Genomic DNA, 14,646 nt, shown 5'->3' with positions numbered 1-14,646 from the left:
GCGGGCCTTATAACTTGCCAAGCATTCAAGCGTTGAAAGGCGTCATGACGCAAGAAATGAATGGCAAATCTTAGCGTAAACACTTTCAACGATTCGTAGAGAATGGGCAATGTATATCCCGTATTTATTGTGAAACGGCGTCGGGCTGAGCATAAGATATTTGCGCTTTGCTGCTTTTGACGGCATTGCTGCTCGCACAGCGCGGCGCTAGGGTGGCGACATGAATCAAGACCCCAAGTTCATTCACCTGCGCGTGCACACCGAGTATTCCCTATTGGAAGGCGCGATGCGGCTCAAAAAGCTGCCTCAACAATGCGTTGACATGGGCATGCCCGCCATTGCCGTGACAGATACCAACAACATGTTCTGCGCGCTTGAGTTCTCCGAAGGGGCGAAAAGCGCCGGAATCCAGCCGATCATCGGCTGTCAGGTTGATCTCACCTATCACAAGGCCGAGCCGGGAGAGCGCCCGCGCGCCCCCGCGCCAGTTGTTTTGCTCGCGCAATCCGAGGCGGGCTATGAGCACCTGATGAAGCTCAACTCCTGTCTCTACATCGACAGTGACGGGCAGTTGCCTCAGGTTTCACTTGAGCAGTTGGCTGCTCATTCAGCTGATATCATCTGCCTTACGGGCGGCCCCGAAGGCCCTGTTGGGCAGCTGTTGCAAACCGCCCAACGCCCCGCCGCCGAAGCCCTGATGCAGCGCCTGAAAGAAATGTTTGGTGATCGTCTCTATGTCGAGCTTCAGCGCCACTCTGATGACAGTGGAACCGCGCCGGAGGCCGAGCGCCTCACCGAGCGCGGCTTTGTCGAAATGGCCTATGCCATGCAAATTCCGTTGGTCGCCACCAATGATGTCTACTTCCCCAAAGCCAAGATGTATGAGGCCCACGACGCCCTCATCTGCATCTCCGATGGCGCCTATGTTGACCAACAAGAGCCTCGCCGCCGCCTGACGCCGCAGCATTACCTCAAATCGCCGCGCGAAATGGCCGTGCTCTTTGCTGACCTCCCCGAAGCACTTGAGAACACTGTCGAAATCGCCAAGCGCTGTGCCTTCAAGGCCTACAAACGTGATCCGATCCTGCCGAAGTTTGCCGATGACGAGATCGCCGAATTGCGCCGGCAAGCGAACGAAGGCTTGCAGCATAGGCTGGCTGTCATCCCGCACGCGGTGAGCATCGAGGAATATCAGGCGCGGCTGGATTTCGAGCTCAAGATCATCGAAGATATGGGCTTTCCCGGCTACTTTCTCATCGTTGCCGACTTTATCCATTGGAGCAAAGAGCAGAACATTCCGGTTGGGCCTGGTCGTGGCTCGGGTGCGGGCAGCCTTGTGGCCTATGCACTGACGATCACCGACCTTGACCCACTTCGATACTCGCTGCTGTTCGAGCGGTTTTTGAACCCTGAACGCGTGTCTATGCCCGACTTTGACATCGACTTTTGCATGGATCGCCGCGAAGAGGTGATCCGCTATGTGCAAGAGAAATATGGCCGCGACAAAGTTGGCCAGATCATCACTTTCGGCGCTCTGCTTTCTAAAGCCGCCGTGCGCGACATCGGCCGCGTTTTGCAGATGCCCTATGGCCAAGTTGACCGCCTTTCCAAGATGATCCCCGTTGAGGGCGTGAAACCCGTCAGCATCGAAAAAGCCCTCGCCACAGAAGACCGTCTGCGTGAAGAGGCCAAGAACGAGGAAGTCGTCGACCGTTTGCTCACTTACGGCATGCAAGTCGAGGGGCTGCTGCGCAACGCCTCTACCCACGCCGCGGGTGTGGTGATCGGCGATAGGCCGCTTGACGCCCTCGTGCCGCTCTACCAAGACCCGCGCTCTGACATGCCCGCAACCCAGTTCAACATGAAATGGGTCGAGCAGGCGGGGCTGGTGAAGTTTGACTTCTTGGGCCTCAAAACCCTCACCGTGATCCAGAACGCTGTTGACCAAATTCGCGCCGAGGGCCGCGATATCCATACGGCAGCGGATGGAACCGAGCTCTATACCCCCGCCGAAGGGGCGGTTAACGAAATCAATGCCATCCCGCTGGATGACGAGCGCTCCTACAAGCTCTACGCCGCTGCCAAAACTGTCGCTGTGTTTCAGGTTGAAAGCTCGGGGATGATGGACGCTCTCAAGCGCATGAAGCCGACCTGCATTGAAGACATCGTCGCGCTCGTGGCCCTCTACCGCCCCGGCCCGATGGAGAATATTCCGACCTATTGCGAAGTGAAAAACGGCCTTAAGGAACGCGAGTCTGTTCACCCCTCGATTGACCATATTCTTGAGGAAACTCAAGGCATTATCGTCTATCAAGAACAGGTTATGCAGATCGCTCAGGTGATGGCAGGCTATAGCCTTGGCGGGGCCGACTTGCTGCGCCGTGCGATGGGTAAAAAGATCGCCGAAGAGATGGCCAAGGAACGCCCGAAATTTGAAAAAGGCGCGATGGAAAACGGCGTCGACAAGAAGAAAGCCTCTGAGGTTTTTGACCTTCTCGAGAAGTTTGCCAACTACGGTTTCAACAAATCGCATGCCGCTGCTTATGCTGTCGTCAGCTACCAAACTGCATGGCTCAAGGCCAATCATCCGGTCGAGTTTATGGCCGGTGTGATGAACTGCGACATCCACCTCACCGACAAGCTCGCCACATACTTCGAGGAAGTGCGCAAAGGCCTTGATCTCGCGTGGGAGCCGCCCTGCGTGAACCGCTCTGACGCAACATTCACTGTGCGCAAGCAAGTGCTGCACTACGCACTTGGCGCTTTGAAAAACGTCGGCGTTGAAGCGATGAAACTCATCACAGAAGCCCGCAAGGAAGGCGAGTTTGTCACCCTGTTTGACTTCGCTCGCCGCGTTGATCTCAAACGTGTGGGCAAACGCCCGCTTGAAATGCTGGCCCGTTCCGGTGCCTTTGATGTGCTTGATCGCAACCGCCACCGCGTGTTTGACAGCCTTGAAGGGCTGATGGGCTACTCCTCCGCGATCCATGATCAGAAAAACTCGAACCAGGTCAGCCTGTTTGGTGAGGCTGGCGACGACCTCCCCGAGCCGCGCCTCTCTCCGGTGCAAGACTGGCTGCCAGCCGAACGCCTCGGTGAAGAGTTCAAAGCCGTGGGGTTCTACCTTTCGGGGCATCCGCTTGATGACTATATGGCGCCGCTCAAACGCAAGCAGGTTTTGACGCTTGAAGAAGTGCAAGCCAAGGCCGAAGGCGGGGCATTTATCGCCAAAATGGCGGGTGTGGTCGCTGGCCGCCAAGAGCGCAAATCAGCGCGTGGCAACCGGTTTGCCTTCGCACAACTCTCCGACACATCCGGTGCATACGAGATCACAATTTTCAGCGATGTGCTTGAAAAAGCTCGAGATAACCTCGAAACTGGGGCCAAGGTTGTGATCACTTGCGAGGCCACACTTGAAAGCGACCAGCTCAAGCTGTTGGCGAAATCTATCGTGCCGATCGACGGTGTTGTTGCTGACGCAGGCGACAGCGGCCTCAAGGTGTTTGTTGAAGACGAAACGGCGATTGCCGCCGTTGCTGAAGTGATCGCCAATGCTGCCAAGGCTGCGCGTGGTTCCGGCACAGGGCCGTTGCACTTTTGCCTGATGGATGCGGGCCTGCCTGGGGAAGTTGAAATCGACGCTGGCGGTGATTATTCAATCAACCCGCAAATCAAAGGCGCGATCAAAAGTTTGGCTGGCGTGCTGGAAGTCCATGACATTTGAGCAGAATCCCGCGGGTGTTTGCAGAAATGCTAGACCATCGCGCACAGCAACTGTAAACACATCTAATGTTATCGGACGGGGCATGTATGCGTAAGATTCTTATCAGTTTTGGTTTGGTTGCCATGCTCGGTGCTTGTGCCGATCCGTTGGCCGACGTGGCAAAAATTTCGGAAGTCGAGTTGCAAGAGGAACCTGCGCAAGCCGATGCGCTCGCGGCTCCGGTTGATCCCAACGACACCCGCCCGTTGTTTCAGCGTTTGATGGGCAAGAAGGCGGAACCCGAAGCGGCGCTCGAATCCGGTGTTGAACAGGATGCCGTCAACGAGGCGGTTGAAGAGGCGGTTGCAGAGGGAGTGGTTCCTGAACTCGAAACCGCACCAGAAAGCGCTCTTAAAGTGGAGCAAGCGGATGAAAAACCAAAGCTTTTCGGCTTTCTGAAAGCGAAGCCGGACACTGCGAGTGAAACCGCACCAGTTGTCGCGCCAGCGACTGAAGGCCAAACTGAAGGCCAGACTGAAAACCAGCCCGAAATCGTGCAAGCCTCGCTCGCCGTCGAGCCTGCTGAAAACCCTGCCGTTGCGGCCACCAAGCAGCAACGTGGCGGCTTCAAGGGGATGTTCAGCGGTCGTAAAGCCGCTGTGCTAACAGGGCCTGACGCACAAATCATTGAGCCGGGAACCTCGCTTGGATTTGGCACTATCGCCCGCGTTTGTGGGCTGAAAAAGAGCGACATGGGCGCCGAAGTCGAGCGCTCGTCAGACGGCAAAGGCAAGTTCCGCCTCTATGACAGCGCCCCCGGCAGCATCACCTCGCGAGCGTATTACATCACTGGGTTTGACGACGGATGCCCAAGGCAAGTCAACGCGGCATTGGCATTGTTCGGTGACGTCGAGCAACACGAATCCTTGCGCTATGGCGACGCGTCAAAAGGACAGCCGTGGAGCGAAACCGACAAGGCCTATGAGAAGGTGAAACGTCAGGTATGCAAGACTGGCAAGGGAAAACCCTGCGGTGCCAAACTTAAGTCTCTTGAGAAAAGCACCAGCTTTGTGACGGTTTACAACACCTTCGTAGGCGCGCAGTCGTGGCGCAATATCCTGTTGCACGATGGTTCTGTTGTGGCGATGAACTAGGGCCAAGGCCACTAGTAATGCGGCGGACGTTCGTTACCGTTAAATATGTGCTCGCCGCCCTGCGACTGCCGGTGTGCCTCAGCTTCCATCAGCATTTGCACCCGTCGCGTGAGAAGAGCGATCTCCTTGTCCTGCCGCGCAATCACGGCTGACATCTCATCGGTAACGCGCTCAAGATGCGCCAATTTTTCTTCATGTTCTGTCATGGCCCTCTCATAGCCGCTTTCTTGCCCGCTTATCAAGGCGCTGCCGCCTTGCTCCTTTGGCCGTAGTCAGTTAGAGCCAAGCGCAAGTGTTCAAGGCAAGATCAAAGGCAAGGACAAGCCCATGGCCAAGCAGAAAAAAGCCCCGCGCCCCAAGGCCCAAACGCCCAAGGGGTTCCGTGACTATTTCGGTGTTGAAGTCAGCGAGCGCGCAGAGATGCTGCGGCTGATCACCGGTGTTTATCACCAATACGGCTTTGACGCGCTTGAAAGCTCGGCTGTTGAAACTGTGGAATCGCTCGGCAAGTTCCTTCCTGACGTTGACCGCCCCAATGAAGGCGTCTTCGCTTGGCAGGAGTTTGAGGAAGACGGAAACGGCGACTGGCTCGCTTTACGCTATGACCTGACAGCGCCTTTGGCCCGCGTTTACGCCCAGCACCGCAACGATCTGCCGACACCCTACCGCCGCTACACAATGGGCCCCGTCTGGCGCAACGAAAAGCCCGGCCCGGGCCGCTTCCGCCAGTTTTACCAGTGTGACGCTGACACAGTCGGCACGGCCTCTGTCGCCGCCGACGCCGAGATCTGCGCCATGCTGTCAGACACGCTGGAAAAGGTCGGCATCCCGCGCGGCGACTACATCGTGCGCATCAACAACCGTAAGGTTCTCAACGGTGTGCTTGAAGCGATGGGGGTGACTGACGAGGCCCAGCAAGCCAATGTGCTTCGCACCATCGACAAGTTCGACAAAGTCGGTGAAGCAGGCGTGCGCGAGCTGCTCGGCAAGGGGCGGCTGGACGCATCCGGCGCCTACATCGACGGTGTCGGCCTGACCGACGAGCAATCCGAGCCCGTGGTCGCTTTTCTGACCTCCAAAGGCGCGAGCAACGATGAGACACTCACCAACCTGCGCGCGGCTGTCGGCGAGAGCACAGTCGGCACAGAGGGCATCGACGAACTCGCTGAAATTGCCAATCTCCTAGCCGCCCAAAGCTACGGCGCTGACCGCATCGTCATCGACCCGTCCGTTGTGCGCGGCCTTGGCTACTACACCGGCCCCGTCTATGAAGCCGAGCTCACCTTTGAAATCCTCGATGAAAAGGGCCGCAAACGTCAGTTCGGCTCGGTCGCGGGCGGCGGGCGCTACGACGACTTGGTCAAGCGCTTTACTGGGCAGGAAGTGCCTGCAACCGGCGTCAGCATCGGTGTTGATCGCCTGCTCGCAGCCCTGCGCGAAAAAGGCCGCCTGAGCAGCGAAGCTCAAGGCCCTGTTGTTGTCACCGTGATGGATAAGGCACGCATGGCCGACTACCAGACAATGGTCGCCGAACTGCGCCAAGCTGGCATCCGCGCTGAAGTTTACCTTGGCAATCCCAAGAACTTCGGCAACCAGCTCAAGTATGCCGACAAGCGCGCAAGCCCTGTTGCGGTGATCGCCGGAAGTGACGAATTTGATAAAGGCCTTGTGCAAATCAAAGACCTCGTCCTCGGAGCCAAGATCGCTGAAAACGCCACCCTTGAAGAGTGGAAAGCCCGCCCGAGCCAGTTTGAAGTGCCGCGCAGCGAACTTGTCGCCAAGGTGAAAAGCATACTGGAAGAGCAGGACTAATGCCCAACCGTCTCGCCAAACGTGCCGAAGCCGCGCGCGTGCGTGCCCTCTTTGAAGTGGCGGGTGCGCAGGTCATCGACACGCCGGTTCTGCAAGACGCCGAAACCTTGCTTGATCTCTACGGAGAAGACATCCGCGCGCGGGCCTATGTCACCTCAGACGCCCTCAAAGGCGAGCAAATGCTGCGGCCCGATTTTACGCTTCCGGTGGTGCAAATGCACATGGCTCATGGTGCAGAACCGGCTCGTTATACCTACGCAGGCGAAGTGTTCCGCCGGCAGGAAGACGATAGCAACCGCGCCAGTGAATACCTGCAAGTCGGCTACGAAGTGTTCGAGCGCGGCGCACCCGAAGAGGCCGAAGCCGAAGTGTTTGCGCTGATCTCATCGGTGCTGCGCGGCCTGCCGCTGCGTGCTGCAACGGGTGATATCGGTATTCTCATGGCCGCAGTTGAAGGTCTGCAAACAACCGAAGCCCGCAAGGCTGCGCTTTTGCGTCACATCTGGCGCCCACGCCGTTTTCGCGCGTTGATAGAGCGTTACTCTGGCCGCGCTGACGTTCCGGCCTCTCGTGCAGCATTGCTTGCCGCCGATGACCCGTTCGCAGAGGCTGGCCCGAACATTGGCCTGCGCAGCAAAGCCGAGGTTGAAACCCGCATCAACACCCTGCGTGAAGACGCCAAAGCAGCGCCGCTCTCTGACAATGAAGTGCAGCTGATGGACGCGATCCTCTCGGTCAGCGAAGCCCTGCCACATGCGCTTGAGCACCTGCGCGACATCGCTGTCGACATGCCAAGCATCGCCGCCGCAGTCGAGCGCTTGGGCCGCCGCGCCGCAGCCCTGCAAGCCCGTGGCGTTGATGTGGCAAACCTGCAGTTTGAAGCCAGTTATGGCCGCGCCTCGATGGAATATTACGATGGTTTCGTCTTTGGCTTTTACGCCCAGGAGCGCGCCGACCTCCCCCCTGTCGCCAGCGGCGGGCGCTATGACGCGCTGACGCGGCAACTGGGCAATGGCGAAGAAATTCCCGCTGTAGGTGGCGTCGTTCGCCCCGGTCTGATGATGATGCTCAAGGGGGGAACAGCATGACGCTCAAGCTCGGAGTGCCCTCAAAGGGCCGCCTGATGGAAAAGACGTTCGAGTGGTTCGCAGCGCGGGGTATTGTTCTATCGCGCTCGGGGTCTGACCGCGAGTATGCTGGTTTGGTTGAGGGTGTCGATGGCATCGAGCTGGTGTTGCTCTCTGCTGGTGAAATCCCGCGCGAACTGGCGGCAGGGCGCATTCACCTTGGAGTCACCGGAACCGACTTGATCCGCGAAAAACTCGGCCAGTGGGAACAACGGGTTGAAGAACTCGCCCCGCTCGGTTTTGGCTTTGCCGATCTGATCGTTGCTGTGCCGCAGGCTTGGGTTGATGTTGACACACTTGATGACCTTGACGCCGCCGCCGCCGCCTTTCGCACCCAACACGGCTTCCGGATGCGCATTGCCACCAAGTATCACCGCCTTGTGCGTGACTATCTGCGCGACCACGGTGTGGCTGATTATCAGCTTGTCGACAGCCAGGGCGCGACAGAAGGCACCGTCAAAAACGAGACAGCCGAAGCCGTTGCAGACATCACCTCAACGGGCGACACCCTGCGCGCCAATCATCTCAAGATTCTGTCAGATGGTCCGGTTCTGCGTTCGGAAGCAACGCTGTTTCGGGCGCGCAATCCTGATCTGGATGAGGCCGAGCGTGAGGCGATGACGAGTCTTCTGCATCACCTTCAGCTCTAACTTCAGCCTCGGGCTGCGTTTCCAGAATTCGCTCGAACTTGTCTTTCGCGATATCCTTCAGTCGCTCCGCCGTGCGCCGTCGTGCTTCGATAGATTGCGCAAATGGCTCGGTGGTGCGGGCAAGCCCTGTCGCATTAGGTAGGCCAACCAGCCCGTCTTGGACCAAACGGTTCTGCATAACACTCGCGGCGTCCTTGGTGATCCCGAGATCGCGCGCGATTTTTGCCGGAGAGCTAACTCCGCGGAGCCGCGCATTGAACGCGGCCATGCCATACATGAAATCATTGACCACAGGTGCTGCGACCGTCGCGGCGGCACTGGCCGAGGGGAGGGCGGGCAGCAAAGGCACAAGCCCGGCTGCGGCGGCGGATCGTAAGAAGTTTCGTCTGTCCATACGCTCTATATGGGGTGGCGCGGCAGAATTGCGAGTCATTCGCAACATTAACACTTTTCGAGCTCTGTTAACCAGTTTGCACTGCAGGGCGCGCGTCAAAACTGTCAGCACGCATTATGCACTGGTATATGCACTGTGGTATGTACGGGTTGTGCAGCGGTTTTCTAGCCGGAAATGCGCGTTAACCATAGCGTTCGCAGCTCGGTTACAACACTCCGATTTCCGCCAGCTTGCCAGCCAGATCCGCCGGGATCGCATCATCGTTTTCACGCCCCTTGGCAAGGTCTTTGGGCGCGTCTTCTGCGGTCAGGTAGCGCCAGCCTTGGAAGGGGCGTTTGACAGCGTTTGTGGTCCGTATAACCTCGCGATCAAGCACGATAGCACAGCGTCTGATCCCGTCTTCCCCGATCACCTCATCAAGCCGAACGATCCTTTGTCGACACTGGATCGAGCCCTTGATCACCCAGTAAATGCTGCCTCCTGCGAGGAGCTCGTCCTCGCGCTTGGGCCACATGCGAGTCACATGCTGCGGCAAGCGCTCTGGGTGCAGTGCAGCACGGCTCTTCTGCCACGCTTCAAGCGTTTCAGGAGTGTCCGTTCCGACGCTTAATTTCACAAGATGTATCATGCTTGTCATCAATGTCCTCTATATGTGGTACAATATGACTCGCAGCATGATTCTACCATTGAAGATTGACCATTGAAGATTGACCCGCTTCTCATGTATCACTTAAAGCCTTGCCAACCCGCCCGTCTAGGAGCCAGTCTATGAGCCGTTTTTCTGCACCAATCGCCGAGCAGATTTGGGATATGAAATACCGTTTCAAGGAGGCCGATGGCACCGCGATCGACGCCACCGTCGAAGACAGCTGGAAACGTATTGCCAAGGCCTTGGCAAGCGTTGAAACGGATGCTCCTAAATGGGAGAAAACCTTCTACAACGCCTTGGAAGACTTCAAGTTTCTGCCCGCTGGACGGATAACAGCAGGCGCCGGAACAGGCCGTGCGGTAACACTGTTCAATTGCTTCGTCATGGGCACGATCCCCGACAGTATGGGTGGCATTTTTGACATGCTCCGCGAGGCCGCATTAACCATGCAGCAAGGCGGAGGCATCGGCTATGATTTCTCGACAATCCGCCCCAAGGGCGCAGGCGTTTCCGGCGTCGCCGCCGATGCCTCAGGGCCACTAAGTTTTATGGATGTGTGGGACGCAATGTGCCGCACGATCATGTCAGCGGGCTCGCGTCGCGGTGCAATGATGGCAACAATGCGTTGCGATCACCCTGATATTATTGACTTTATTACCGCCAAGTCAGACCCCGCTCGCTTGCGGATGTTCAACATGTCGGTTCTGGTCACCGACCCGTTTATGGAAGCGGTGAAAGCTGGCAAGAGCTGGGATCTGAAATTCAATGACAAGACCTACAGCACAATTCAGGCGCGTGACCTTTGGGATAAGATCATGCAGTCTACCTATGATTTTGCCGAGCCGGGGGTGATTTTCATCGACCGGATCAACCAGATGAACAACCTCAACTATTGCGAACAAATTGCGGCAACAAACCCCTGCGGCGAGCAGCCTTTGCCGCCCTACGGTGCGTGCCTTTTAGGTTCTGTTAACCTTGCCCGGCTTATCAAGGACCCGTTCGAAGATGCGGCAACTTTGGATGTGGCCGAACTTGAAGCGCTTGTCGCGACAGCCGTGCGGATGATGGATAACACCGTCGATGCCTCGCAATTCCCGCTTGAGGCACAAGCGCAAGAAGCGGCGGCAAAACGGCGTATCGGCCTTGGTGTGACGGGGCTTGCAGATGCTTTGCTCATGGTTGGCTTGCGCTATGGCTCCGACGAGGCGGCGCGTCAAACCGAGCATTGGCTGCACGCGATCGCCCGCGCCGCGTATCGGGCCTCGGCGCATTTGGCGCGCGAGAAGGGCGCGTTTCCGCTGTTTGAGGCTGACGCATTTCTCGCCAGCGGTTCACTGCAAGCGATGGACGAGGATGTGCGCAGCGAAATTGCAGAACACGGTATTCGCAACGCGTTGTTGACCTCGATCGCCCCGACCGGAACGATCAGCCTTTACGCTGGCAACGTCAGCTCCGGGATCGAACCGGTGTTTGCCTACGCCTACAACCGCAAAGTCCTGCAGAAAGACGGCTCGCGCACCGAGGAGGAAGTCGTTGATTATGCAGTCGCTCTCTGGCGTGAAAAATTCGGCGATGCCCCCTTGCCAGATCACTTTGTCGACGCGCAAACACTTGCCCCACTCGAACACGTCAAGATGCAATCGGCGGCGCAAAAATGGGTTGATAGCTCGATCTCCAAGACCATCAATTGCCCGGAAGACATCAGCTTTGAGGCTTTCAAGGAAGTCTATATGGAGGCATGGGATACCGGCTGCAAAGGCTGCACAACCTACCGCCCGAACGACATCACCGGCTCGGTGTTGAGTGTGTCAGAAAGCAGCGAAGTCGCCGCCGAAGCCGACACAGGCGCCGAAGTTATCTATATGTCAGAACCACTTGACCGCCCCAACGCGCTTGAGGGCAACACCTATAAGCTCAAATGGCCCGACAGCGAGCATGCGATTTATCTGACAGTGAATGACGTGATCGTCGGCGGGCACAGACGCCCCTTTGAGGTGTTCATAAACTCCAAAAACATGGAGCATTTTGCCTGGACAGTTGCGCTCACGCGGATGATCTCGGCGGTGTTTAGGCGCGGCGGGGACGTGAGTTTTGTGGTCGAGGAGCTCAAGGCGGTGTTTGATCCGCGCGGCGGTGCCTGGATGGGCGGAAAATACATTCCTTCGATTCTCGCGGCGATAGGCGGCGTGATCGAGCAACACATGATTGCCACCGGTTTCATCGAAGGTGAAGGCATGGGGCTCAAAGTTGATCCAACAGCGGATGTCGTTAACCTTGATGCACCACGGGGCAAATCGTGCCCCTCTTGCGGACAGTTTGACATGCGGATGGTTGAGGGCTGTATGACCTGTGCCAGTTGTGGGCACAGCAAGTGCGGCTAAAGTTCACGACGCATGCGAGTGTGAAATGACACCTAAGGTGACACTTGTTGACGTCGATTTGCCACTTATCGACAGCTAACTTGCAATTTTGGAGCTCGAACGCCCTCGGGGCGTAGCAGGGCAAGAGAACGACCGTTATGGACATTCAGACCGACCTTGGTTTCAAACGAGAAAAATCTCTCTGATCGCGGCAATCACATGCTGGACCCCGCGATTGTTCGATTGGCGCGTGTGGCTGGCCAGATGCAAGGGGAAGCCGCTGACCTCAATCGGCGGATCAAAGCTGGTCAAAAGCGGATGCGCGTTTTGATCGAACCCGTGTTTGGGCAACATCGCGATATGATCTGTGTGCGCCAACAGCGACGGGACAAGTTGGAAGGAGGGCACAACCGCACCAACACGACGCGATCGCCCTATCGCCGCCAGTTGAGCATCCAAAGGTGATTGCGCCTCTCCTGTTCCGGACATCAGGACATGCGGGAATGCCAGCCACGCATCCAGATCAAACGCCTGTGCAGCAGGATGATCGCGCCGCATCGCAACAACATATGTCTCTTCAAAAAGTGTGATCTGTTCGATGCCCTCGATCTGGTGCCCAAAGACCGAAACGGCAATGTCTGTTTCGCCACTCAGCAAATCACGCGCCGCTGCCGTGCTGCCGTTCCAAGGTTGGAAAATTGGGGTCACCCCCGGGGCGGTGGACTGTAATGCCGTTAGAAGCGGCCCCGCGATCAGAAATGTCGGGTCGTCTGCCATCGTCAGCCGCACGGTTTGGCGCAAGGTGTGCAACGGGGTTTCCGGCGGGTCAACAAGGTCATTCAGCTCGCTTAGAATGGATTTAAGAGACCCCCGCAGCGCTTCCGCCCGCGCGGTCCGCCGCATTGCGCCACGTCCGCGCTCGAGCAACGGGTCATCAAACAGATCGCGACACCTTTGCAGCGCGTTCGAAACCGCGGGTTGGGAGAGGTTCAGCCGATGCGCCGCACGGCTCACATGGGCCTCGTCCAACAGCGCATCCAGCACCACGAGCAGGTTCAAGTCGATCGATCTTAAATTCATGAAATCAATAATACACTATATATTATATCAGTTGGAATTATTTCTTTGGCGGATCTACGTTTTGGTCAAACGAACCCATAAGGACTGAGACTATGACCAAGACCAAGACCAAGACCAAGACCAAGACCAAGACACTCTTACTTATGTTCCACCGCGATATTGAAAAATCTGTCGCCAATGCGGCTTTGTTTCGTGCGGCGCAAGGCATTGAAGGCGTGACCGCGATCGATGTGCAGGCACGCTATCCCGATGGGCACATCGACATGTTCACGGATGCCGAGGCCGATGCCCAATTGTTGCTTGGAGCCGACCGCATTGTGCTACAATTTCCTGTGCAATGGTATGCGACGCCGTCGATTTTGAAGGCTTGGCAAGACGCCGTGCTGACGCGGATGTACTATGTCTTTCCACAAGAAGAGGGCGCGCGCCTTGCTGGGACGCCGTTGATGGTGGCCGCGACGCTTGGCAACGTAGCCGAAGCCTATACGCGGTCAGGTCAAAATCACTATTCGGTCGACGAAATTTTCACCCCGTTGAAAGCGATGGCGCATCGGTGCGGCCTGCCGTGGCATGCGCCACATCTGACGTTTTCAGCGGACAAGCTCGATGAGGCCGCATTGGCAGCCGCAGCCCAGAGCTACACCCGTGCGCTTCAAGCGTTCATCGCGACCCCACGGGTTGCCAAAGCGGCAGAGGTCTGAGCCATGACCGCAAGCACGCACGATACCCTCGTCGCTCTCGAGCGCGGCACGCCCGCCCTGTTTGTGTGGTCAGCCCGATTGCTCCCCGTCGCCCTCGCGGGTCAGTTCTTTCTCGCCGGACAGTCTCTCTTCGCGGGCCTGCCGTGGTCCATCCACGGCATGGTCGGCGGCTTGGCCGGTGTGCCGGTCGTTGTCATGGCCATTATGGCCTGCGCCAATGGTTATCTGCGCGGGTTCGCATGGTGGGCTTTGGCCGCTCTGGCGCTTTACGGGGTTCAGATTGCGCTGGCCACAGGCGGGGCGACCATGCTTGCGCTGCACCCTTTCAATGCAAGCCTGCTGCTGATCGCTGCCCTCGTGTTGCTGGCCAAGACCGAACGCCGCCGTGCCTTACACTCCTAACCCGCAATACCTGTGCGATTACCGCCCTGCACATCGCAAATTTCTCAGCCCAAAGGACACCCTATGACCAAACCAGACCCCGTATTCCCGTCAGGCCGCCAAGACCTGTATGACACCAACCGATATTCTGCGGCCATCCGCTCAGGCGACTTGTTGTTCGTTTCGGGCCAGGTGGGGAGCCGCGAAGACGGAACACCGGAGCCCGATTTCGCGACGCAAGTTCAGCGCGCCTTCGATAACTTGACCGAGGTGTTGCACGCCGCAGACTGCTCCCTCGGCGACATCATCGATGTCACAAGTTTTCATACAGATCCCGAAGCCCAGTTCGGTGACATCATGCAGGCGAAGGATCGCGCTTTTCCTGAAAAGCCTTACCCTAACTGGACAGCCGTAGGTGTGAACTGGCTCGCCGGGTTTGACTTTGAAATTAAGGTGATCGCCCGAATTCCCGGCTGCGCTTAGGTCGTGATGCTATTGATGGATATAGCGTCAAGGAACAGGGCCGTGTGATTGGGCAATCAAGGTGAATGCACAAAAACCGCATTAGGTCGTGGTGCTGCGGTGCAACTTCCAGGCAGCGGACATACAAATAAATGTCTGTATAGGGCTAACGC

At 57.4% G+C, this 14,646-nt stretch carries 12 protein-coding genes; 9 read left to right on the top strand and 3 right to left on the bottom strand.

Annotation, left to right across the window (positions count from 1 at the left end):
* Window positions 1–220 precede the first annotated feature (220 nt).
* Window positions 221–3,724, top strand: coding sequence for a DNA polymerase III subunit alpha (gene dnaE, locus KO498_RS15040; RefSeq protein ID WP_215960738.1), 3,504 nt, complete (start codon window positions 221–223; stop codon window positions 3,722–3,724).
* Between the two features lie 86 nt (window positions 3,725–3,810).
* Window positions 3,811–4,857, top strand: coding sequence for a hypothetical protein (locus KO498_RS15035; RefSeq protein WP_215960737.1), 1,047 nt, complete (start codon window positions 3,811–3,813; stop codon window positions 4,855–4,857).
* A gap of 11 nt (window positions 4,858–4,868) precedes the next feature.
* Here KO498_RS15035 and KO498_RS15030 read toward each other — a convergent pair whose 3' ends face one another.
* A complete protein-coding gene (locus KO498_RS15030) occupies window positions 4,869–5,063 on the bottom strand; it encodes a SlyX family protein (protein ID WP_215960736.1) in 195 nt (64 codons plus the stop codon).
* Window positions 5,064–5,184: 121 nt separating this feature from the next.
* Between KO498_RS15030 and hisS the strand changes: the two genes are divergently transcribed.
* From hisS to hisG, 3 genes are read left to right on the top strand one after another with little or no spacing between them, the layout of a single operon-like run.
* Window positions 5,185–6,669 carry a histidine--tRNA ligase gene (hisS, locus tag KO498_RS15025; protein ID WP_215960735.1) on the top strand — a complete coding sequence of 495 codons (1,485 nt, stop codon included), beginning with the start codon at window positions 5,185–5,187 and terminating at the stop codon, window positions 6,667–6,669.
* The gene (locus tag KO498_RS15020) at window positions 6,669–7,757 is read left to right on the top strand and encodes an ATP phosphoribosyltransferase regulatory subunit (protein WP_215960734.1); all 1,089 of its coding nucleotides are present in this window, start codon (window positions 6,669–6,671) and stop codon (window positions 7,755–7,757) included. Before hisS ends, KO498_RS15020 begins: the two co-directional genes overlap by 1 nt.
* A complete protein-coding gene (gene hisG, locus KO498_RS15015; protein ID WP_215960733.1) occupies window positions 7,754–8,446 on the top strand; it encodes an ATP phosphoribosyltransferase in 693 nt (230 codons plus the stop codon). The genes KO498_RS15020 and hisG overlap by 4 nt, the downstream gene beginning before the upstream one ends.
* A 599-nt stretch (window positions 8,447–9,045) precedes the next feature.
* On the opposite strand, the gene KO498_RS15010 is transcribed toward hisG, so the two are convergent.
* On the bottom strand, window positions 9,046–9,477 hold the full coding sequence (locus tag KO498_RS15010; protein WP_215960732.1) for a DUF1489 family protein: 432 nt from the start codon (window positions 9,475–9,477) through the stop codon (window positions 9,046–9,048).
* Window positions 9,478–9,608: 131 nt separating this feature from the next.
* On the opposite strand from KO498_RS15010, the gene KO498_RS15005 reads away from it, so the two are divergent.
* Complete coding sequence (locus tag KO498_RS15005; protein WP_215960731.1) at window positions 9,609–11,870, top strand: adenosylcobalamin-dependent ribonucleoside-diphosphate reductase; 2,262 nt, start codon at window positions 9,609–9,611, stop codon at window positions 11,868–11,870.
* A gap of 162 nt (window positions 11,871–12,032) precedes the next feature.
* On the opposite strand, the gene KO498_RS15000 is transcribed toward KO498_RS15005, so the two are convergent.
* The gene (locus KO498_RS15000) at window positions 12,033–12,929 is read right to left on the bottom strand and encodes a LysR family transcriptional regulator (RefSeq protein ID WP_215960730.1); all 897 of its coding nucleotides are present in this window, start codon (window positions 12,927–12,929) and stop codon (window positions 12,033–12,035) included.
* Window positions 12,930–13,021: 92 nt separating this feature from the next.
* Between KO498_RS15000 and KO498_RS14995 the strand changes: the two genes are divergently transcribed.
* The 3 genes from KO498_RS14995 to KO498_RS14985 all read left to right on the top strand — a co-directional run bounded on the left by KO498_RS14995 (window position 13,022) and on the right by KO498_RS14985 (window position 14,494).
* Entirely contained in the window at window positions 13,022–13,630 is a 609-nt protein-coding gene (locus KO498_RS14995; protein ID WP_215960729.1) for an NAD(P)H-dependent oxidoreductase, read from the top strand.
* A gap of 3 nt (window positions 13,631–13,633) precedes the next feature.
* Window positions 13,634–14,032 (top strand): DUF6220 domain-containing protein, encoded by a 399-nt coding sequence (locus tag KO498_RS14990; RefSeq protein WP_215960728.1) that lies wholly within the window; start codon window positions 13,634–13,636, stop codon window positions 14,030–14,032.
* A 63-nt stretch (window positions 14,033–14,095) separates the two neighbouring features.
* The gene (locus KO498_RS14985; RefSeq protein WP_215960727.1) at window positions 14,096–14,494 is read left to right on the top strand and encodes a RidA family protein; all 399 of its coding nucleotides are present in this window, start codon (window positions 14,096–14,098) and stop codon (window positions 14,492–14,494) included.
* The last annotated feature ends 152 nt before the right edge of the window (window positions 14,495–14,646 follow it).

Origin of the sequence: Lentibacter algarum (genome assembly GCF_018860975.1) — a bacterium.
Taxonomy (GTDB): domain Bacteria; phylum Pseudomonadota; class Alphaproteobacteria; order Rhodobacterales; family Rhodobacteraceae; genus Lentibacter; species Lentibacter algarum_A.
The sequence above is the reverse complement of the archived record's forward strand: the minus strand, read 5'-3'. Positions and strand labels throughout refer to the sequence as shown.